Below are 16,755 nucleotides of genomic sequence, written 5' to 3'. Positions count from 1 at the left end.
GAAGGTTCATTATTTTTGAATATAAGCACAAGAAGACGCGACGCTGTTAAACCAGCGGCGCGTCTTCTTTATCTAACAACATACCTGTGAAGTCAATTCCTACAGCAGTTCACGGCGAAGCTCTTCCGGTGACTTAGGCGAGAGGTAACCAAGCGGAATATCAAACACCGTCTTTGCTCCTGCCACCCCTTCTACGCTGAGGCGCGAGGCTGCTCTAGCATAAGCGATCAGCACGCTGGCCGTGAACTCAGGGTTGCTGTCCAGCTTCAGCCCGAACTCTGCGATCTGCTTGCTTCCGTTGCCGGTAACTCCACTGCGGATGACGAATCCGCCGTGCGGCATTCCGGAATGCTCCCTGGCAAGCTCTTCTTCCGTAATGAACGTCACGGTCGTATCGTAATCGGCAAAATAATCCGGCATCCGGGTGATCGTACTGCGGATGGCTTCCTGGTCCGCACCCTCCTCCGCCACGACGAAGCAGTTGCGGCGGTGTTTCTCGCGCGTCGGCAGCTCCGGAGTTTCACCGGAGCGGATACGTTCAATCACTTCCTGCACCGGCACTGTATATTGAACGCCAGCTTTAACACCGGTTACCCGGCGGATCGCATCAGAATGGCCTTGGCTAACTCCGGTTCCCCAGAACGTATACTCTTTCCCTTGAGGCAAAACAGCCTGCATCAGCAGCCGGTTCATGGAGAATAAGCCTGGATCCCAGCCGGTAGAGATGATTCCTACCTTCCCGCCCTCCACAGCGGCTGCGTTCACTTTTTCATAGAATTCAGGAATTTTGGCATGTGTGTCGAAGCTGTCCACCGTATTGAATAATTTCACCAGCTGAGGTGTCTGGTCCGGCAGATCCGTCGCCGATCCTCCGCACAGAATCATCACATCAATCCGGTTTATGTACTGCCCGGCATTATCGAGGCGCTCCACTGTTGTTCCCGTTTCCTTCGCCAGTTCTTCCGGGTCTCTGCGCGTAAAGATCGCAACCAGCTCCATATCGGGGTTCTGGTTAATTGCCTGCTGTACTCCTTTTCCTAAGTTGCCGTAGCCTGCAATCCCTACTCTAATACGTCTGTTCATGATGTTCCTCCCTGCCGGAATCTTCCGGATGATTTATATTCCTTTAAAATAAAAGTATATATACATTACATGAAATGTAAACATTTTTCTATCCAGGGCTAAGTATTTCTTTGGATCCGGAACCCTTATTGTCTGATAAATGAATCAAGAGAAGCGAACGAAATATACTCTTAAGGGGAGGTGTAAATGCTGAACAGATCCGGACCCGTTAAGCTGCTTGCCGTTATTGCCGGTATTGTCATTCTTAATATTGCTGTTTTATCACCTGGATTGCTGGGTGTGGAAATCGGTGGGGAAAGCACACTGCAAACAGCTACAGGCGTTACGTTATTATTCATCAGTCTGCTTGTTGTACTCTACGGAAGTTATAATCTTCTCTTCAAAGGCCCAGCTCCTAAATCTGTCCGCCTGTTAACCTCACCTGATGATTACACAGCCATGCTTCAACAATACAAAAATGTGAAGGTGCTGAAAAATGATGTCCTTCTCGCCTTGGATCAGCTGGAGCGGATAGAGAAGAAAAAAACAACCTTGACCCGTGTGTTGGGCGTGCGCTTTGATCCGACGGAATTAAGCTACAGGAAGTTCAGTTCTGTAATTGCCGAAGTAGAGAAGCTGCTGTATCTGAATGTCAGGGGAATGCTTAATAAGTTGAGTTTGTTCGACACCTCTGAGTTTTCCCTTTTTGCCAATACCCACAAACCTCCTCCATTCTCCGAGAAACTGATCCAAAAGAAAACGGCTCTTTATAACGACTTTTTCACCTCATTAAAAGGCTACCTGGGCGCCAATGAGGAAATTCTGCTCAAGCTGGATCAGCTGCTGCTGGAGATTTCGGAGCTGGACAGCACGAATTACGATAGGATCGAAGAAATGCCCTGCATGCAGGAGCTAAGCGCCTTGATCAATCAGACGAAACTATATCAATAGCCGGAGGAGGATGTATATGGCCAGGAAAGGCAGAATACTCTTGATCCTTGCGCTGATCGCAGCCGGTGTCTTTGCACTAGTCTATTTCGGGATTTCCCTAACCTCGAACTTGGGCAAATCCAAGACACAGATAACGGTAGAAGATGCTGATAAAAGACTGAACAAGATCTATAAAGACATTAAGGTAACGCAGGCCCAGCAGGTAAAAGGACAAATAGATCTGGACCCTGCGGCTATCGGAGACTCTTTGCCTGACATCTCCAAATTCCCGGTCTCCGTAGAGAACACAACCGACAGCTATGTCGAGATCTTCTCTTCCACCGAGAAATCCGGTACGGGGAATGACGGATGGCTGAATGAAGTGGCATCAGCGTTCAATGATTCCAACCTCATGGTGGACGGGAAACCTGTATCCGTGAAAATCCGCAATATCGCTTCCGGCACGGCCGCCGATTACATAAGATCCGGCAAATATGTCCCGGATGCTTTTACACCCTCTAATGAGCTATGGGGCGAGATGGTAAAAGCAAACGGAATCCAAACCGAGCTCGTGTCCAAACGGCTTGCCGGCAATGTAGCAGGTGTTGTAACAGGCAAGAAAAAATATGACGAGCTGGTTGAGAAATACGGCGCAATTAACGTCAAAACGATTACCGATGCGATTGCTGATAACGAGCTGGCCATGGGATACACCGATCCTTTTGCCAGTTCGACCGGCCTTAATTTTCTGGTAACTGCCCTAAGTACCTTTGACAGCTCGGATCTGCTAAGTGAGCAAGCGGTTCAGGGGTTCGAAAAATTCCAGGCTAATGTACCGTTTATCGCCTCCACTACCCTGCAGATGCGGGATGCGGCCAAGACCGGAATGCTCGATGCTTTTGTCCTGGAATATCAGACCTTTATCAATGCGGCCGACCTGAAAAGTGGTTATGTCTTCACTCCGTTTGGGGTACGGCATGACAGTCCGCTTTATGCTCTGGGGGATCTGCCGCAGGCTAAAAAGGAGATTATCCAAAAGTTCGCTGAATTTGCCGCGCAGGATAAGTATCAGAAGTCGGCAGAGGCCAAAGGGTTCAACGGCCTGAATGACTACGTCTCCGAACTGGCACCGGTGGACGGTAATCTTCTCTCCTCTGCGCAAAAGCTGTGGAAGGAAAAGAAAAACGGCAGCACTCCGCTCGCAGCGGTATTCGTGGCTGATGTCTCCGGCAGCATGGCCGGTGAACCGCTGAACCGTCTCAAGGAATCGCTGCTTAAAGGCCAGAAGAATCTGGGAAAAGACAACAGCATCGGCTTTGTCTCGTACTCCAGTGACGTAACCATCAACCTCCCGATCGCCAAATATGATACCAACCAGCAATCGATGTTTGTCGGTGCGGTTAACAGCTTGCAGGCTGCCGGGGGTACGGCTACTTTTGACGGCTTGGTGGTGGCAATGAAAATGCTGCAGGATGAGATCGCCCTGAACCCCGGGGTTAAGCCTGTGATTTTCCTGCTCAGTGACGGTGAAACCAACGAGGGTCATTCCCTCAATGAGATTAGAGGTCTCGTCGAAACCTACAAAATTCCGGTCTACACCATTGGCTACAACGCCAACATCAAAGCGCTGGAGAGCATTTCAAGCATCAACGAAGCCGCGAACATCAATGCGGATACGGATGACGTCGTCTACAAAATCGGAAATCTGCTCAATGTGCAAATGTAAGACACTTAACAAGGAGGTCTGTCATGTCATTTACGATGGAAATTCCAAGCGCTGAGAAACTGAGGTCTGCGATTGCCGAAGAGGTACAGCCCGAACCTGAAGAGATTACTGAGCTGAAAAAGCTTGCGGTAAGCAATGTTTCGAGTATCCTTGAGTTAGATCTGGAATCTCTGGAAAAACGTAAAGCGGTACTGCAATCCATTGACAGCTTCGGAATGGGCACCATGCGCGCTTCATCGGAGAAGAACACCCTCCTTCAGGTTTCCGTGGGCAATCTCTCCAAAACCGGCGATGAAGGCGGCCAGGTCGCTAAAGGTTTAACAGAGCTGCATCTGCAGCTGAAAGATTTGGACCCGAGTGCCGTCGACTTTGCCAAAAGCGGGCTGTTAGGCAAATTCTTTAACCCGCTGCGCACTTATTTCGCTAAATATCAGAAGGCTGACGCCGTTATTTTCGACATCATTCTATCTTTGGATAAAGGCAAGACTATTCTTAAAAATGATAATACAACACTCGAAATTGAACAGCAGACTCTTCGTGAACTGACCAAAAAGCTGCAAAAGGAAATCCAGCTCGGCCTCCTGATGGATCAGGAGATTGAGACGCAGATTGAGGCTGCCAAGGTGCGCGGCGAGTCCGAGGACAAAATCCGCTTTATTACAGAGGAGGTTCTGTTCCCGCTCCGCCAGCGGGTAATGGATCTGCAGCAAATGCTGGTCGTGAACCAGCAGGGAATTATGGCCATCGAGGTCGTCATCCGGAATAACAAAGAGCTGATCCGGGGCGTAGACAGAGCCAGAAACGTGACCGTCTCGGCCCTTAAGATTTCGGTTACGGTTGCCAGCGCATTATATAACCAAAGAATTGTACTGAAAAAAATCGAGCTGCTGAATCAGACAACAGACAATCTGATCAGCGGCACCTCAAGAATGCTTAAAGAGCAAGGAGCCGCAATCCATAAGCAGTCGCTTGAAACCAGTATTTCTGCTGATACGCTAAAGCAAGCGTTCTCCGATGTGTTGTCTGCACTGGACTCCATCAGCACTTACAAGCAGGAGGCACTGCCCAAAATGCGTGAAACCATCAGCCAGTTCCGCGAACTGGCCGATAACGGCGAGAAGCAGATTCTGCGTTTGGAGAAAGGGTCTACTCTCGGACTGTAATGCGGACTAAATACAATAGCTTCTGTACAAGAGCTGAGCGGGATTGTCTGCTGAAGCTCTTTTTTTCATAAAAAATAAAGTGAGGTTCATGTCCACCCGATGGATATCTTATGAGCGTCTGATGCATCGGCTGTATAAATATGCAACCATTCTAAGGTATAATGATGATTCGGTGGTGCCCGGTAGAGACAGCTCGATCCTGCAACGTCGCCAGCCGTAGCTATTGGAACTGCGGATTAAAATTTAATGGGAGGGATTATTATGCATTTAATGGATCTTGAAAGCCTGACGTCACAGCAAATTATCGAGCTTTTTCAATTGGCCCACCTTTTAAGCTCGGAAAAGTCGGCACAGCTTTTGAAGGACAAAACCTTCATCCTGTTCTTTCCGGAATCCAGCCTGAGGACACGTATTACTTTTGAAAAGGGCATTCAGAATTTAGGCGGCAAATATATGCTGTTCCCTCCGGAAACACTGGATAAGCGGGAGCAATCAAGCGATGTGATCCATTATCTCGAAAATTGGGCCGATGGTGTAGTCGCCAGACATTCCAGCTTTGCCAAGCTTGTTGAACTGTCTGCCCACTCCTCTATACCAATCATTAATGCAATGACTGCCCGTAACCACCCCTGTGAGATTTTAAGTGATTTATATTCAATCAGCCAAATCAGAGAAAATTACCGGGAACTGACTTATACCTTCGTGGGACCTGCAAGTAATATTTCAAGAACCTGGCACGAAATGGCCAAGGTTATGAACCTTAGCTTTAATCATGTTTGTTCGGCTGGAAATGCGCTGGGGCCGGATACAAATAACTATACATACCTAACCAATCTGGAGGATGTTCTGCCGGAAAGTGATATCATTCTGACCGATTCTTTGCCAGGTGAATTTAAGAATGCGGAGTACTTAAATCTATATCAAATCACTCTGGAACGGATGAAACGTACCCGTCCCGGTGCTTTGCTTAACCCCTGTCCTCCGTTTTACCGGAACGAAGAGGTCAGCGCTGAGGTTATAGACTCCCCTTATTTTGCCGGATTCCAGTTCAAAAAGAATTTATTGTACATGCATCAGGCGGTACTTTTATATTGCTTGTCTAATTAATAAGCTATCCCGGGTACAAATTGCCAGAACACCTGCCTTACCTATGAAGCCATATCTGGAGGGAGTGAATTCGATGCTTACACTGGAGGAGTTGGAACATTATCTGCTGCAGAATGATAGTACCTTCGAGATTATTGCCCACCAGACACCTATTCACTCAACAATAGATGCAGAGCCCTATTTCGATATTAAGAAAGCGGCGCCGACGCTCATTTTGCAGACGAATCTGGGTTTAATCGCCCTTATTGCCAGCTCGCAGCGGGGACGGCTGGACTTTAACAGCTTGAAACTTGCCTTCGGCTACACCAAACTAAAAATGGCGGATAAAAAGGCTGTTGTGGAGAGGACAGGATATTATCCCGGTGCCATCCCTTTGATCGGACACGGGTTGCCTTGCATCTTTGACACTAGCCTGCTTGCCCTTGATTACATTTATGGAGGGTCCGGCGATGAGCTGCATACCTTGAAGATTGTGCCGGATGACGTTGTCCGGTTGAACAATGTGACCGCGTTTCTGGAGTAGATGCCCTATTCAAGTAAACATGAAGATGAATTAAAAAAAGCGGCATGGGCTGCTTGGTCCGTAATCCGGATACAAGCTAAGCCCATGCCGCTGTTATTTGTTACAGGTAAATATCTATTGTCGTTTTTTCAGTGCTGCCGAGGCGCTGAACATCTTCACGGCTAACCCGCAGTCCGCCAAGGCGGTAAGGATTGGACAGCCGCTCAGCCTGTATTTCCTGTCCATTTACTGAGATAGAGCGGAGATTCCCCTCCGTCAAATGATAAATAAAGGATACCGGGGCACCGCCGTATTCAAAATCAAAGCGTGTGCCGTCAAGCTCAGGAGGTAATACAGGATCTATGACCAGATCACCGCCGTCCTCACGGATGCCCAGGACATTCGAGATCAGCTGGTTCATATAGATCCCCGGACCGCTGGAATAGATTCTCCAGCCGCCTTTTACCGGAACCGTTCCGTCACGCAGCTCTCCGAAACGTTCCTGTGCTTCATAGCGGTTGGCAAACTTGCCGTCTGAACTGCTGAAATAGGCGTTGCTCTGGCGCAGCTCAGCATTTGGAACGGCATCCTGAATACCGATCGGATTAATAGTAGCTAGCCCTTTCCATACCTGATCCCGTTTACCGATCTTGGCCATCGCTTCGACGAAGCGGATATGCGCATGTACATATTGCAGACCGATTTCACGTCCGAAATTGGCTGCCTGCTCTGCGCGTTTAAAGTGAGTGCTGACCCCGCCGGCGTACTGGGCTGGATGATTCATCAGACGGACACCATCCGGGCATAGGAACTGCTCCTGGATCAGCTTATAATGCTCCTCCATCTGTTCAGGGGTAAGCAGTTCGCCGATCATACTGCGGGTCATCGGCAGCAGGCGGTACTGGATGCCTGTCTCTTTATCCTCTGGATGGAGCAACAGCTTGGCATGCTCCGGATCCTCGAAGTAGAGGAAACCTGGAATAACCTTCGTCCCGAGCATATAGCGGTTGAAGTCGCCTTTGATTCCCTCCGCCATTCCGCGCAGCTCATCGGACCAGCCCGCATCCGCTTCCTTCATGACTGCGGACAGGCCAAGAACGGTCTGATAAGCCAGCGCTACCGTCCAGCTGCTGACCATATACTGCTTCAGCTGGGCATTTGCCGGCTGCAGGGTATCATCCCAGTCCCCATCCCCATAAGAGGAGAGGAATGTATTATGCAGGAAATGGGACTTCATGTAATCCAATTCCTTCACAGCATGTTCTCTAAGCGAGTATGTCCGCTCCGTGAAGTCAAAGCTGTGTTTGCGCGTATAAGGAATTTGCTCATCGAGCACAGCATAATCACGTGTTGCCCGCAGGTAATCGCCCAGTACCTTAAGCGGCCAGACAATAATATCGCCGTGGCTTTCTTCCTGCTGAATAGTTGTGTATTTGTCGAACATGAACCACTGCGGCCAGTTCCCGTCATCTTCATATTGATGGGCGAAGACCGTAAGGAGAATCTCCCGGACCTGCTCATATTTGTGGGTCGCGAGGAAATACTCCACCGGACCCTGGCATACATCCCGCGTTCCCCAGGCGGCGCCGCCATACTGTTCCAGGCCGTGTGGTACAGAATAGTGAACAAGCATATTATGGGTGTACCACCAGGCCAGAGCGTTTACCTTGAACAGCTCACCATCAGCTCCGCTTTCTTTAGTCAGCTTGAAGCCATTCATGACCCCGGCAAAAAACTCACGATATTCCGCTTTCTCGGTTTCAAACGGTGCAATATCTGGAGTACGTGTTTGTCCATCAAGCAGCCCTTGTAACGTTAATGTCCATTCGCTGCTTGCATTAAGTTCAAGAACAACCAGCGAAGCATTGCCTGGAACAGCCCCAGCTGCCAGCAGAGTTTCATCGCCCAGCTGATAACCGGCTCCCTCTAGCTTAAGCTTGTAAGCCAGCTCCGGATACACGGCAGCACTCATTCCTGCCTTGTCTGCACGGAAGGTTAGTCCGCCGTCCGTATCTTCTGACAGGTGATATGGTATTTCATATTCCGCCACATTCATCGTAATCTGGTTGCTGACCAGGAAACGGTACGCCTTCCCGGCCGCAGAACGGACATGCAGTCTGATCTCCGGGGAATGGACTGCTGTATAGTTGGTAATTACCAAGGTATCTTCAGCTGTCTTGTAGTACCAGCGGACATAATTGAAGCCGATCTCATACAGTGAGGGCATCGTCAGCAGACGATACTGCCCGTCCATCTCCACATAGATACGCTGCCCTGATGTCTTATAGACGTTTAGCGCACTGCGGGCATTGGACATCATTTTATGAAAATTGGTATTGCCTACAACAACCTGGGAATTGAATATTCCGTACATATACGAGGTAGTCGTCATTACCTCAGCATTCAACTTTGCATTGTTCCCGCTCATCAGAATATGTCCGTGCGGACGCTCCACCAGCAGTTCTTTGCGCTTAAGGACGATATGCTCATAGGTTCCGGTAAAGAAGGCCAGCAATTCCCCGTCGGCCCGTTCTTCCTGAAACCGCTCAGGGAACAATGAATCCAATTCTGCTTCAGAGATCGACTCCGTTTGCAGAGGAGCTACAATCTGCGGGGCAGTACATGTGCGTTCAAGCCAGCTGCCTTCCTCTATTGCATTCCCTTGATTCTGAGATTTGCTCCAGGCAGCCTGTATATCATCGGCATACTCCAGCGCAGTGATTGCCGCAGGATGATCCGCCCGGAATAATCCGTAGAATGTAAAGGTGGCTTCACCTTTCAAGTGCAGCTTAGCTGATTGCAGGGCAGTATAGGCGAATTCATATTGATAGATTTCATTCGCCAGATTTTCCTGATACAAGGCTTCCGGTCTGTCGGTTTCTTTGTAGGAAAGCCCAAAAAACTGGAAGCCGTCAGTGGAGTATCCGGCAGCTCCGCCCAGCAGCCCCTGCTGCAGATATGGGAAATCCCCGCCCTGCGGCTGATTCTGACGGGAACAGACTACATAGCCGTCCGCTGAGTCCCGGAATACAGCATGGTCGATATACTGGGACAGATAAGCTTCATTGCTGGTAACAGCCCCCGGTGAGGCAATCCCTACATCCTGGGTATAGATAACATCCAGCTCTACGCCGCTTCCTTCTATCTTCACATCCCAGAACCACATATCACCTTCAGCTAATGTAAAAACAACCTGATAGCGGAGTGCCTCCTTAAGGCCCTGACCACCAGGGCTAACAGGAATCTCTCCCTGCCAAATGAGCCGCTCACCATCCTGGCGGAAGCGGCTGCCCGATTTCACACCGAGCAGCGGAAACGCTTGAATGCCGCCTGGCAGATGCAGGCGTGCATAAATATTTCCCGGTGCACCATCCACACTGTTAGACAACAACTGATTAATCATCGTTGTACCGCCGGTTGCCTGGTAGAGATCGCCGCTATTTAGGAACGTAAATTTCAGCCCGCCTTTTTGAAGTGACACCTTGGAATTCGTTGTGATTGTCATTTCTATTCACTTCCTTATCTATTACGGCTTCACACCGCTATTATGAGTAGTCACATTTCTGTTATTTAAGCAGCCGGAATCCGGCTGTCTGCACATCACGGCTGTTGCCGCCTACATAAACATAGAACTGTCCGTGGTCACTTGATAGGCTCAAGTCGCTATGATGATAACGAAGCTGCTTTTCTTCAATATAGAATATTACCTCAGTGCTTTCTCCCGGAGCCAATTCAATCTGCCGGAAATCTTTAAGCTCTTTGACCGGACGGACAACCTCACCGGATATGTCGCGCACATATAGCTGTACAGTTTCTGTTCCGGCCATCCTGCCCGTATTGGTGACCGTCACTTTCACTTCAAGCGGCTGATCCTCTTTCATGTTATCGGAAGAGAGCGTGAGCCCTTCATAAGTAAAGGCCGTATAGCTAAGTCCAAAACCGAAAGGCAGAAGCGGTTCATTCGGACTGTCGATATACTTGGAGACATACCGGTTCTCATCTTCCACTGCCGGTTTCGGACGTCCGGTACTGAATGAATTATAATAAACCGGAACCTGGCCAACAGAATTAGGGAAAGACATAGTCAGGCGCCCGGAAGGATTGGCCTTACCGTATAACAGATCCGCCAGAGCGGATCCGCCTTCACTGCCCGGGAACCAGGCTTCCAACACAGCATCGGCCTGATCATACACCCCATGAAGGTCAAGCGGCCGTCCGTTAAACAACACAATGGCAACTGGCTTGCCTAGCCCCTTCATAAGCCGGATCAATTCCAGCTGCGCATCCGGCAACTTGATATTGGTGCGGCTCCCGCCTTCCCCGCTCATATGGGACGATTCGCCGACGGCCAGTACAATTACATCTGCTCCTGCTGCAGCTGTTAGAGCTTCCTCCTTCTGAGTTTCGGTAATGGAATCAACCCCTGAGCCTACGGCAACCGTTATATAGTCAGGATTGCCTGTTACAGCTCGCATCGCATCACTTAACTTCACCGCTGTTTCTTTGGAGCCAGTCCAGGACCACCAGCCCAGAATATCTCCGCTGTCCGCAAACGGCCCGATCAGCGCCACCCGCTGCTCTGCACGAAGCGGCAGTACGCCTTCGTTCTTGAGTAGCACGCATGATTTCTCGGCAAGCTTCCGCGCAGCCTGACGGTGCTCAGCGGAATAGACAATTTCCTTCTCCCGTACCGGATCTGCACCGCGCATCGGATTATCAAACAGTCCAAGCTTCTCTTTAAGACTCAGAATGCGCAGCACGGCTTCGTCAATCCAAGCTTCATCGACAAGTCCTTCATCCACCAGCTCAGGCAGATGATGCAGATAGCTGGTGGTCATCATGTCGATGTCGACGCCTGCCCGTATCGCCTTGAACGCCGCCTCTTTATCATCTTCAGCTGCACCGTGGGCAACCATTTCCTTAATGGAGGCCCAATCAGAAATGATGACCCCTTCAAAGCCCCATTCCCCGCGCAGTAAGTCACGGAGTAATTTGCGGTTACCTGTAGCCGGAACACCATCAACAATATTGAACGAGGTCATAACCATTTCGGCGCCGGCATCAAGGGCCTGCTTATAGGCGGGTAAATAATACTCCCGCAGCTGGCGCTCAGATAAATCGACCGTATTATAGTCCCGCCCGCCTTCTGCAGCACCATAGGCTGCAAAGTGCTTGACGCAGGCCGCCACACGGCTGGTGTCACCTGCCAGGTCATCCCCCTGGAAGCCTTGCACGAACGCCTTGGCAAAGACGCCATTCAAATAAGGATCTTCGCCGGTAGATTCCATCACCCGTCCCCAGCGTGGATCACGGATCAGATCGACCATCGGTGCAAACGTCACATGCAGGCCGGATACAGCCGCTTCACGTGCTGCGATCTCCGCACTTTGCTTAGCAAGTTCCGGATTCCATGAACTGCCGATGGCCAGCGGGATGGGAAAAATCGTCTTGAAACCGTGGACAATGTCTGCCATGAACAGCAGCGGAATTCCCAGCCGGTTATTCGCGAGATGAGCTTTCTGTACAGCCATCATTTTGGCTGCTCCGGCTACCCCAAGCACGGAACCCGCATTGCGTACCGTTTCGCTTTGGATGCCGAGCTCTTCCATGGGGCCGGTAATCTCCGAATGATCACCCGGTTCATCATAAAAGGGAGCTGCCAGTTGCAGCAGCTGGGCTATTTTCTCTTCCAGTGTCATGTTCTTTACATATTTGTTATACAGATGCTCAGTCATAGTTGTAACTCCTCCACCGATCCGAATAATATCGAATCGTTTCTTTCTCCATATCCCTTTATTTATAAGGTTTTATTTATATATTATTTTAATATTTCATAAACGTTTCACTAATTTTCGATAAACCACTGTTTCTACGGGATAAGACCGCTGCCCCGCTCTCCCAGAGCGGAGCATTCAGCTGGAGCCTCAAGACATCAGCTAATAAGCACAGCTATTTCATCACTAACTAGTTGTAGGTTTTAACCGATTTCCGTTCAATCAGCTCAATCTTAAGCTTATAGAAATCATTGACCAGGTCACCGTTAAGCATCTGAAAGAGGAGATGTCCCGCCAAAGAACCGGACTCGTACATCGGCTGACGGATGGTGGTCAGCGAAGGCTGAATGTATTCAGCCAGCTGAATATCGTCGAATCCAATCACCGAAATGTCACCCGGCACCGAAACTTTAGCTTCCTCCAGTGCTTTTAATCCCCCGACCGCCATTTCATCATTGGCATAAAACACCGCTGAGGGCAGTTCACCCTGCATCAGCATCATCTTGGTCGCTTTATAACCGCCTTCACGCACAAAGTTCCCGCTAAGCTTCCATTTTGTCTTCTCGGTCAGTCCGGCTTCGCGCATCGCCCGGCAGAATCCCTGATAACGCAGCGCATTGTCATAGGAATCGACAGGTCCGCTGATATAAGCGATGGAGCTATGCCCTTTTTCAATCAGGTGCCGGGTTGCACTATAGCCCCCCTGTTCACCATCTACCACCACATTAATGAGACCTTCGCCAGCAATCAGACGGTCCATCGCCACAATAGGAAAACGCGGTCCCGCCGCAGCATGTAGAATTTCATCTGTAATGTTATGGGCCAGCACGATTGCCCCGTCTACGCGTTTTTCCAGCATGTATCTGACTGCGGTTGATTCTTTTCCGCCCATCGAGCTGCAGGCAATCAGATCATAGGAGTTGGACAAGGCCACATCTTGAATGCTGCGGATTAATTCCGAATAATATGGACCTGACAGGTCCCTTAGAATAAGGGCGATTGTATTGGTGCGGCTCCGTTTCAAATCCATGGCAAAACCATTTTTTTGATAATTGAGCTGCCGTGCCGCTTCCAGCACCTTTTCTCTTGTTTTTGCGCTGACTTTGCTGTCCCCGCTCATCGCGTAGGAGGCCGTCGACAGTGCCACCCCTGCCAGCTTTGCCACATCCTTGATCGTTGCCATCCTGTTCAATCCTTCCTCAGCACTGCAATATGCTTCTATATACTATTTTATGCCAGAGATCGTATATCCTTCTATGATGTGCTTCTGGAAGAAGATAAATATAATTACAATCGGAACAACCATAAATGCAGCCCCTGCCATTTGCAGACCAAAGGCTGTACCATATTGTCCTTTCAAAAGCGACAAGCCGACCGATAAGGTGTACAGTTTCTCGTCATTGGCAATAATCAGCGGCCACAGGAAGCTGTTCCATGCCCCGATAAAGGTCAATATTCCCTGAACGGCAAATACCGGCTTCACAATCGGCACCATCAGCTGGAAAAAGATCCGCAGCTCACCCGCTCCATCCAGTCTTGCCGCCTCCAGCAGATCCATAGGGATTGTGGTCATAAACTGGCGGAACAGGAAGATCGCAAACGCGCCTACAAGACCCGGAAGTACAATCCCTGCCATCGTATTCACCAGATGCATCTGATTGATAATCAGATAGGTCGGAATCATGGTAACCTGACCCGGAATCATCATTGTCGCAAGTATCACATAAAAGAATTTGTTTTTACCGGGAAAATCAAATTTAGCAAAGGCATAACCTGCCATCGCATTCAGGAACAGTCCGACAAATGAACAGAGCACGATAATCAGCGTGTTCTTCAAATAGATCAGAAAGTCCATTTTCACAAACAAATCACGGTAGTTGTTAAACGTAGGGTGATTCGGAAATAGTGACGGCGGAATTACCGTAAATTCATTCTCAGGCTTAAAGGATGAGCCAATCATCCAAATGAACGGCACCATCATCAGCAATCCTCCGATAACAAGCAGCGCGATCATGATTCCTTTTTCCAGTCTTTTCATTCTGAGTGCCATGCCAGTTCCCTCCTTCTTAAACCTTCAGCAATAGCGGAAGCTTAATATTCTACTTCTTTCTTTTTGACCGCGAATTGAATCAGTGTCACGATAATGATGATAATGAACAGCACGAAGGAACCCGAGGCTGCATAGCCGAATTTGCTCAGCTGGAACCCGTTGTTGTAAATGAAGAGCGCCATAGACATGGTCGCGTTCAGCGGGCCGCCTTTGGTCATTACCAGCGGTTCTTCGAAGAATTGAATCCAGCCGATCAAAGTCGTAATGGTCACAAAGAAAGTAGCGAATCCCAGCAAAGGAACGGTAATATAACGAATCTTTTTCCAGCCGGTTGCGCCGTCAATTTCAGCCGCTTCATAATAGGAACGCGGAATGCCTTGCAGGGCAGCCAGGAAAATGATCATATTTAATCCGATGGATTTCCAGAACGCCAGCAGAATGAGTGATAATTTAGCCAGGGCCGGGTCCTGAAGCCACTGCTGTGCCGGTATATCAAACCAGGAGAGTACGTAGTTAAACAAACCGTAAGTCCCGTTATACAAATAGCCCCATACGACGGCTACTGCCACAATATTGGTGATGGAAGGCATATAATAGATGACCCGGAAGCTTTTGAACAGCCAGCCGGTCCCGTAATTCAGCAGCATTGCAACTGCCATGGAGAATACAACGACAAGCGGAACTCCAATCACCACGTAAATTAACGTATTGTACATCGATTTGAGGAAAACCGGATCTTTGAAAATATCAAGGTAGTTGCTGAATCCAACGCCGCGAATGTTCGAATAATCCGCAAGCCCCACCAGATCCATATCTGTAAAGCTGATTACCAGTGCAATAATAATCGGAATAATGGAGAACAGCGTCAGCAGAATAACTGCCGGAGCGATAAACATATAAGGATATTTATGCTTGTTCCATTGCTTCACTAATGAACTCACTTGCCTCACACCCTTTCATGTTCTTTCACTGCCTTCCTTCGGGAAGAGAAACAAGCCTACTGCCGGAACCTCAGATGGAGAGATCCCGGCAGTCCGCCTGAAGGAAAATCAGATATTATTTATTGCCAAGGAGCTCATTGGCCTTATCATTCAATTTATCCAGCTCGGTTTGCGTGTCTGCGCCGCCAATTGTAATCTGTTCAAAAGCAGCCATGGCCGCCTGGGCAATTTCCTCGTATTCCTTTACCGTTGGAGCAGGACGTGAATTTTCCAGCTGCTTGCCGAAAGCGGCAATCATCGGATCACTAAGCGCTTCATTCGTCCAGGCAGCCTTCAATGCAGGCATGGAGTTGGAAGTTTCATAGTATTTCAGCTGTGCTTCCTGTTCAGCCATGAAAGCTATGAACTTAGCGGCTTCGTCCGGGTTTTTGCTGTAATTGAAGATCGACAGATCCGCACCGCCGATGGATGAAGTATTGGTTACTTTGGCCGGAAGCGTAGTTACTGCCCACTTGCCGTCAATTTCCGGAGCCTTTTCTTTAACCGTCTGGATCATCCAAGGACCGCTGATGAACATCGCCATCGTGCCGTCTTTAAAGGCTGCCACAGTATCCAGGTCCGTACCTTTTGGAGATAAACCTTCATCATAGAAGCTCTTCAGGAAGTTAACCGTTTCTACATACGCCGGCTGATTGAACTGCGGCTGACGGTTCTTGTCAATGATGTCGCTTCCGTTCTGCCAGGCAAAAATAACAGGGAAGATGGAGTCTTTTCCTTCAATCGGCAAAGCATAATGTCCGGCTCCGCCTTTTTCGACCAGCTTCTTACTGGCATCCTTCAGCTCATCCCAAGTTTTCGGGCCTTCAGGATAGCCAACCTCGCTGAGCAGGTCCTTCCGGTAGAACATCGCACGGGTCTCTACATAGAACGGAATACCTACGGTTTGATCTTCATACTTGGTTGTTTCTACAGCACCGTCGAAGAAGTTTTCCGCTTTCATGCTTGGATACTGTTCGATATAAGGAGTCATATCTTTAAGCGCGCCGGCAGCCGCAAATTCCGGTACCCAGGTCGTACCCATCTGGACAACGTCCGGGCCGTTTTTGGATGCTACAGCTGTCAGCAGTTTATCATGGGCAGTGTCCCAGGGAATCGCTTGCACATCTACTTTAATTCCAGGATTCTTAGCTTCATACATTTCAGCAATCGACTTGACGGTATCCGATGTACCCATGAACCATACTTTCAGAGTCTTGCTGTCCCCGGAAGCCGAATTGTCTGAGTTGCCGCATCCTGCTGCAACCAAGGAGAAGCAGAGTAGCAGTGACGCAATGGTAAAGCCAGTTTTCTTTTTCATTCTCTTTCACCCCTGTTTTAGTGTAGCCAAACGTAAGATTACTATGATTAAAGCCCTTACATCGAAACGTTTCGATTACTATCGAAAAAAAATTCGAGTTGATTCGTTGTTTTTCGCGTTCACACCTTCATCACAGATACTAT

Annotated in this window: 12 protein-coding genes; 5 read left to right on the top strand and 7 right to left on the bottom strand. The window is 49.1% G+C overall.

All coding sequences use genetic code 11. From position 1 onward, the window contains the following. Positions 1-99 precede the first annotated feature (99 nt). A complete protein-coding gene (locus L6H70_RS02470; protein WP_236329435.1) occupies positions 100-1,083 on the bottom strand; it encodes a diaminopimelate dehydrogenase in 984 nt (327 codons plus the stop codon). Positions 1,084-1,269: 186 nt separating this feature from the next. Between L6H70_RS02470 and L6H70_RS02465 the strand changes: the two genes are divergently transcribed. The 5 genes from L6H70_RS02465 (at position 1,270) to L6H70_RS02445 (ending at position 6,511) form a co-directional block, all read left to right on the top strand. After that, a complete protein-coding gene (locus tag L6H70_RS02465) occupies positions 1,270-2,013 on the top strand; it encodes a hypothetical protein (RefSeq protein ID WP_236329434.1) in 744 nt (247 codons plus the stop codon). 16 nt (positions 2,014-2,029) lie between these two features. After that, on the top strand, positions 2,030-3,718 hold the full coding sequence (locus tag L6H70_RS02460) for a VWA domain-containing protein (protein WP_236329431.1): 1,689 nt from the start codon (positions 2,030-2,032) through the stop codon (positions 3,716-3,718). A 23-nt stretch (positions 3,719-3,741) separates the two neighbouring features. After that, entirely contained in the window at positions 3,742-4,881 is a 1,140-nt protein-coding gene (locus L6H70_RS02455) for a toxic anion resistance protein (protein ID WP_236329429.1), read from the top strand. A gap of 261 nt (positions 4,882-5,142) precedes the next feature. Next, complete coding sequence (locus tag L6H70_RS02450) at positions 5,143-5,988, top strand: ornithine carbamoyltransferase (protein ID WP_236329427.1); 846 nt, start codon at positions 5,143-5,145, stop codon at positions 5,986-5,988. Positions 5,989-6,031: 43 nt separating this feature from the next. Further along, the gene (locus L6H70_RS02445; protein ID WP_236329426.1) at positions 6,032-6,511 is read left to right on the top strand and encodes an aminoacyl-tRNA deacylase; all 480 of its coding nucleotides are present in this window, start codon (positions 6,032-6,034) and stop codon (positions 6,509-6,511) included. Positions 6,512-6,611: 100 nt separating this feature from the next. Here the strand turns inward: L6H70_RS02445 and L6H70_RS02440 are convergent, their stop codons facing one another. The 6 genes from L6H70_RS02440 to L6H70_RS02415 form a co-directional block, all read right to left on the bottom strand. After that, complete coding sequence (locus L6H70_RS02440; RefSeq protein ID WP_236329424.1) at positions 6,612-9,995, bottom strand: GH36-type glycosyl hydrolase domain-containing protein; 3,384 nt, start codon at positions 9,993-9,995, stop codon at positions 6,612-6,614. A gap of 61 nt (positions 9,996-10,056) precedes the next feature. Continuing rightward, positions 10,057-12,225 carry a beta-glucosidase BglX gene (gene bglX / locus L6H70_RS02435; RefSeq protein ID WP_236329422.1) on the bottom strand — a complete coding sequence of 723 codons (2,169 nt, stop codon included), beginning with the start codon at positions 12,223-12,225 and terminating at the stop codon, positions 10,057-10,059. A 229-nt stretch (positions 12,226-12,454) separates the two neighbouring features. Then, positions 12,455-13,447, bottom strand: coding sequence for a LacI family DNA-binding transcriptional regulator (locus tag L6H70_RS02430; protein WP_236329420.1), 993 nt, complete (start codon positions 13,445-13,447; stop codon positions 12,455-12,457). 42 nt (positions 13,448-13,489) lie between these two features. After that, positions 13,490-14,314 carry a carbohydrate ABC transporter permease gene (locus L6H70_RS02425; RefSeq protein ID WP_236329418.1) on the bottom strand — a complete coding sequence of 275 codons (825 nt, stop codon included), beginning with the start codon at positions 14,312-14,314 and terminating at the stop codon, positions 13,490-13,492. 41 nt (positions 14,315-14,355) lie between these two features. Beyond that, positions 14,356-15,210, bottom strand: a complete 855-nt coding sequence (locus L6H70_RS02420) for a carbohydrate ABC transporter permease (RefSeq protein WP_423802799.1) — start codon at positions 15,208-15,210, stop codon at positions 14,356-14,358. Between the two features lie 160 nt (positions 15,211-15,370). Next, entirely contained in the window at positions 15,371-16,612 is a 1,242-nt protein-coding gene (locus tag L6H70_RS02415) for a sugar ABC transporter substrate-binding protein (RefSeq protein ID WP_236329413.1), read from the bottom strand. Between the last annotated feature and the right edge of the window lie 143 nt (positions 16,613-16,755).

This window comes from Paenibacillus auburnensis, assembly GCF_927798115.1.
Classification (GTDB): domain Bacteria; phylum Bacillota; class Bacilli; order Paenibacillales; family Paenibacillaceae; genus Paenibacillus_AQ; species Paenibacillus_AQ auburnensis.
Note: the sequence above shows the minus strand (reverse complement) of the source record. Positions and strands in the feature narration are given on the sequence as shown.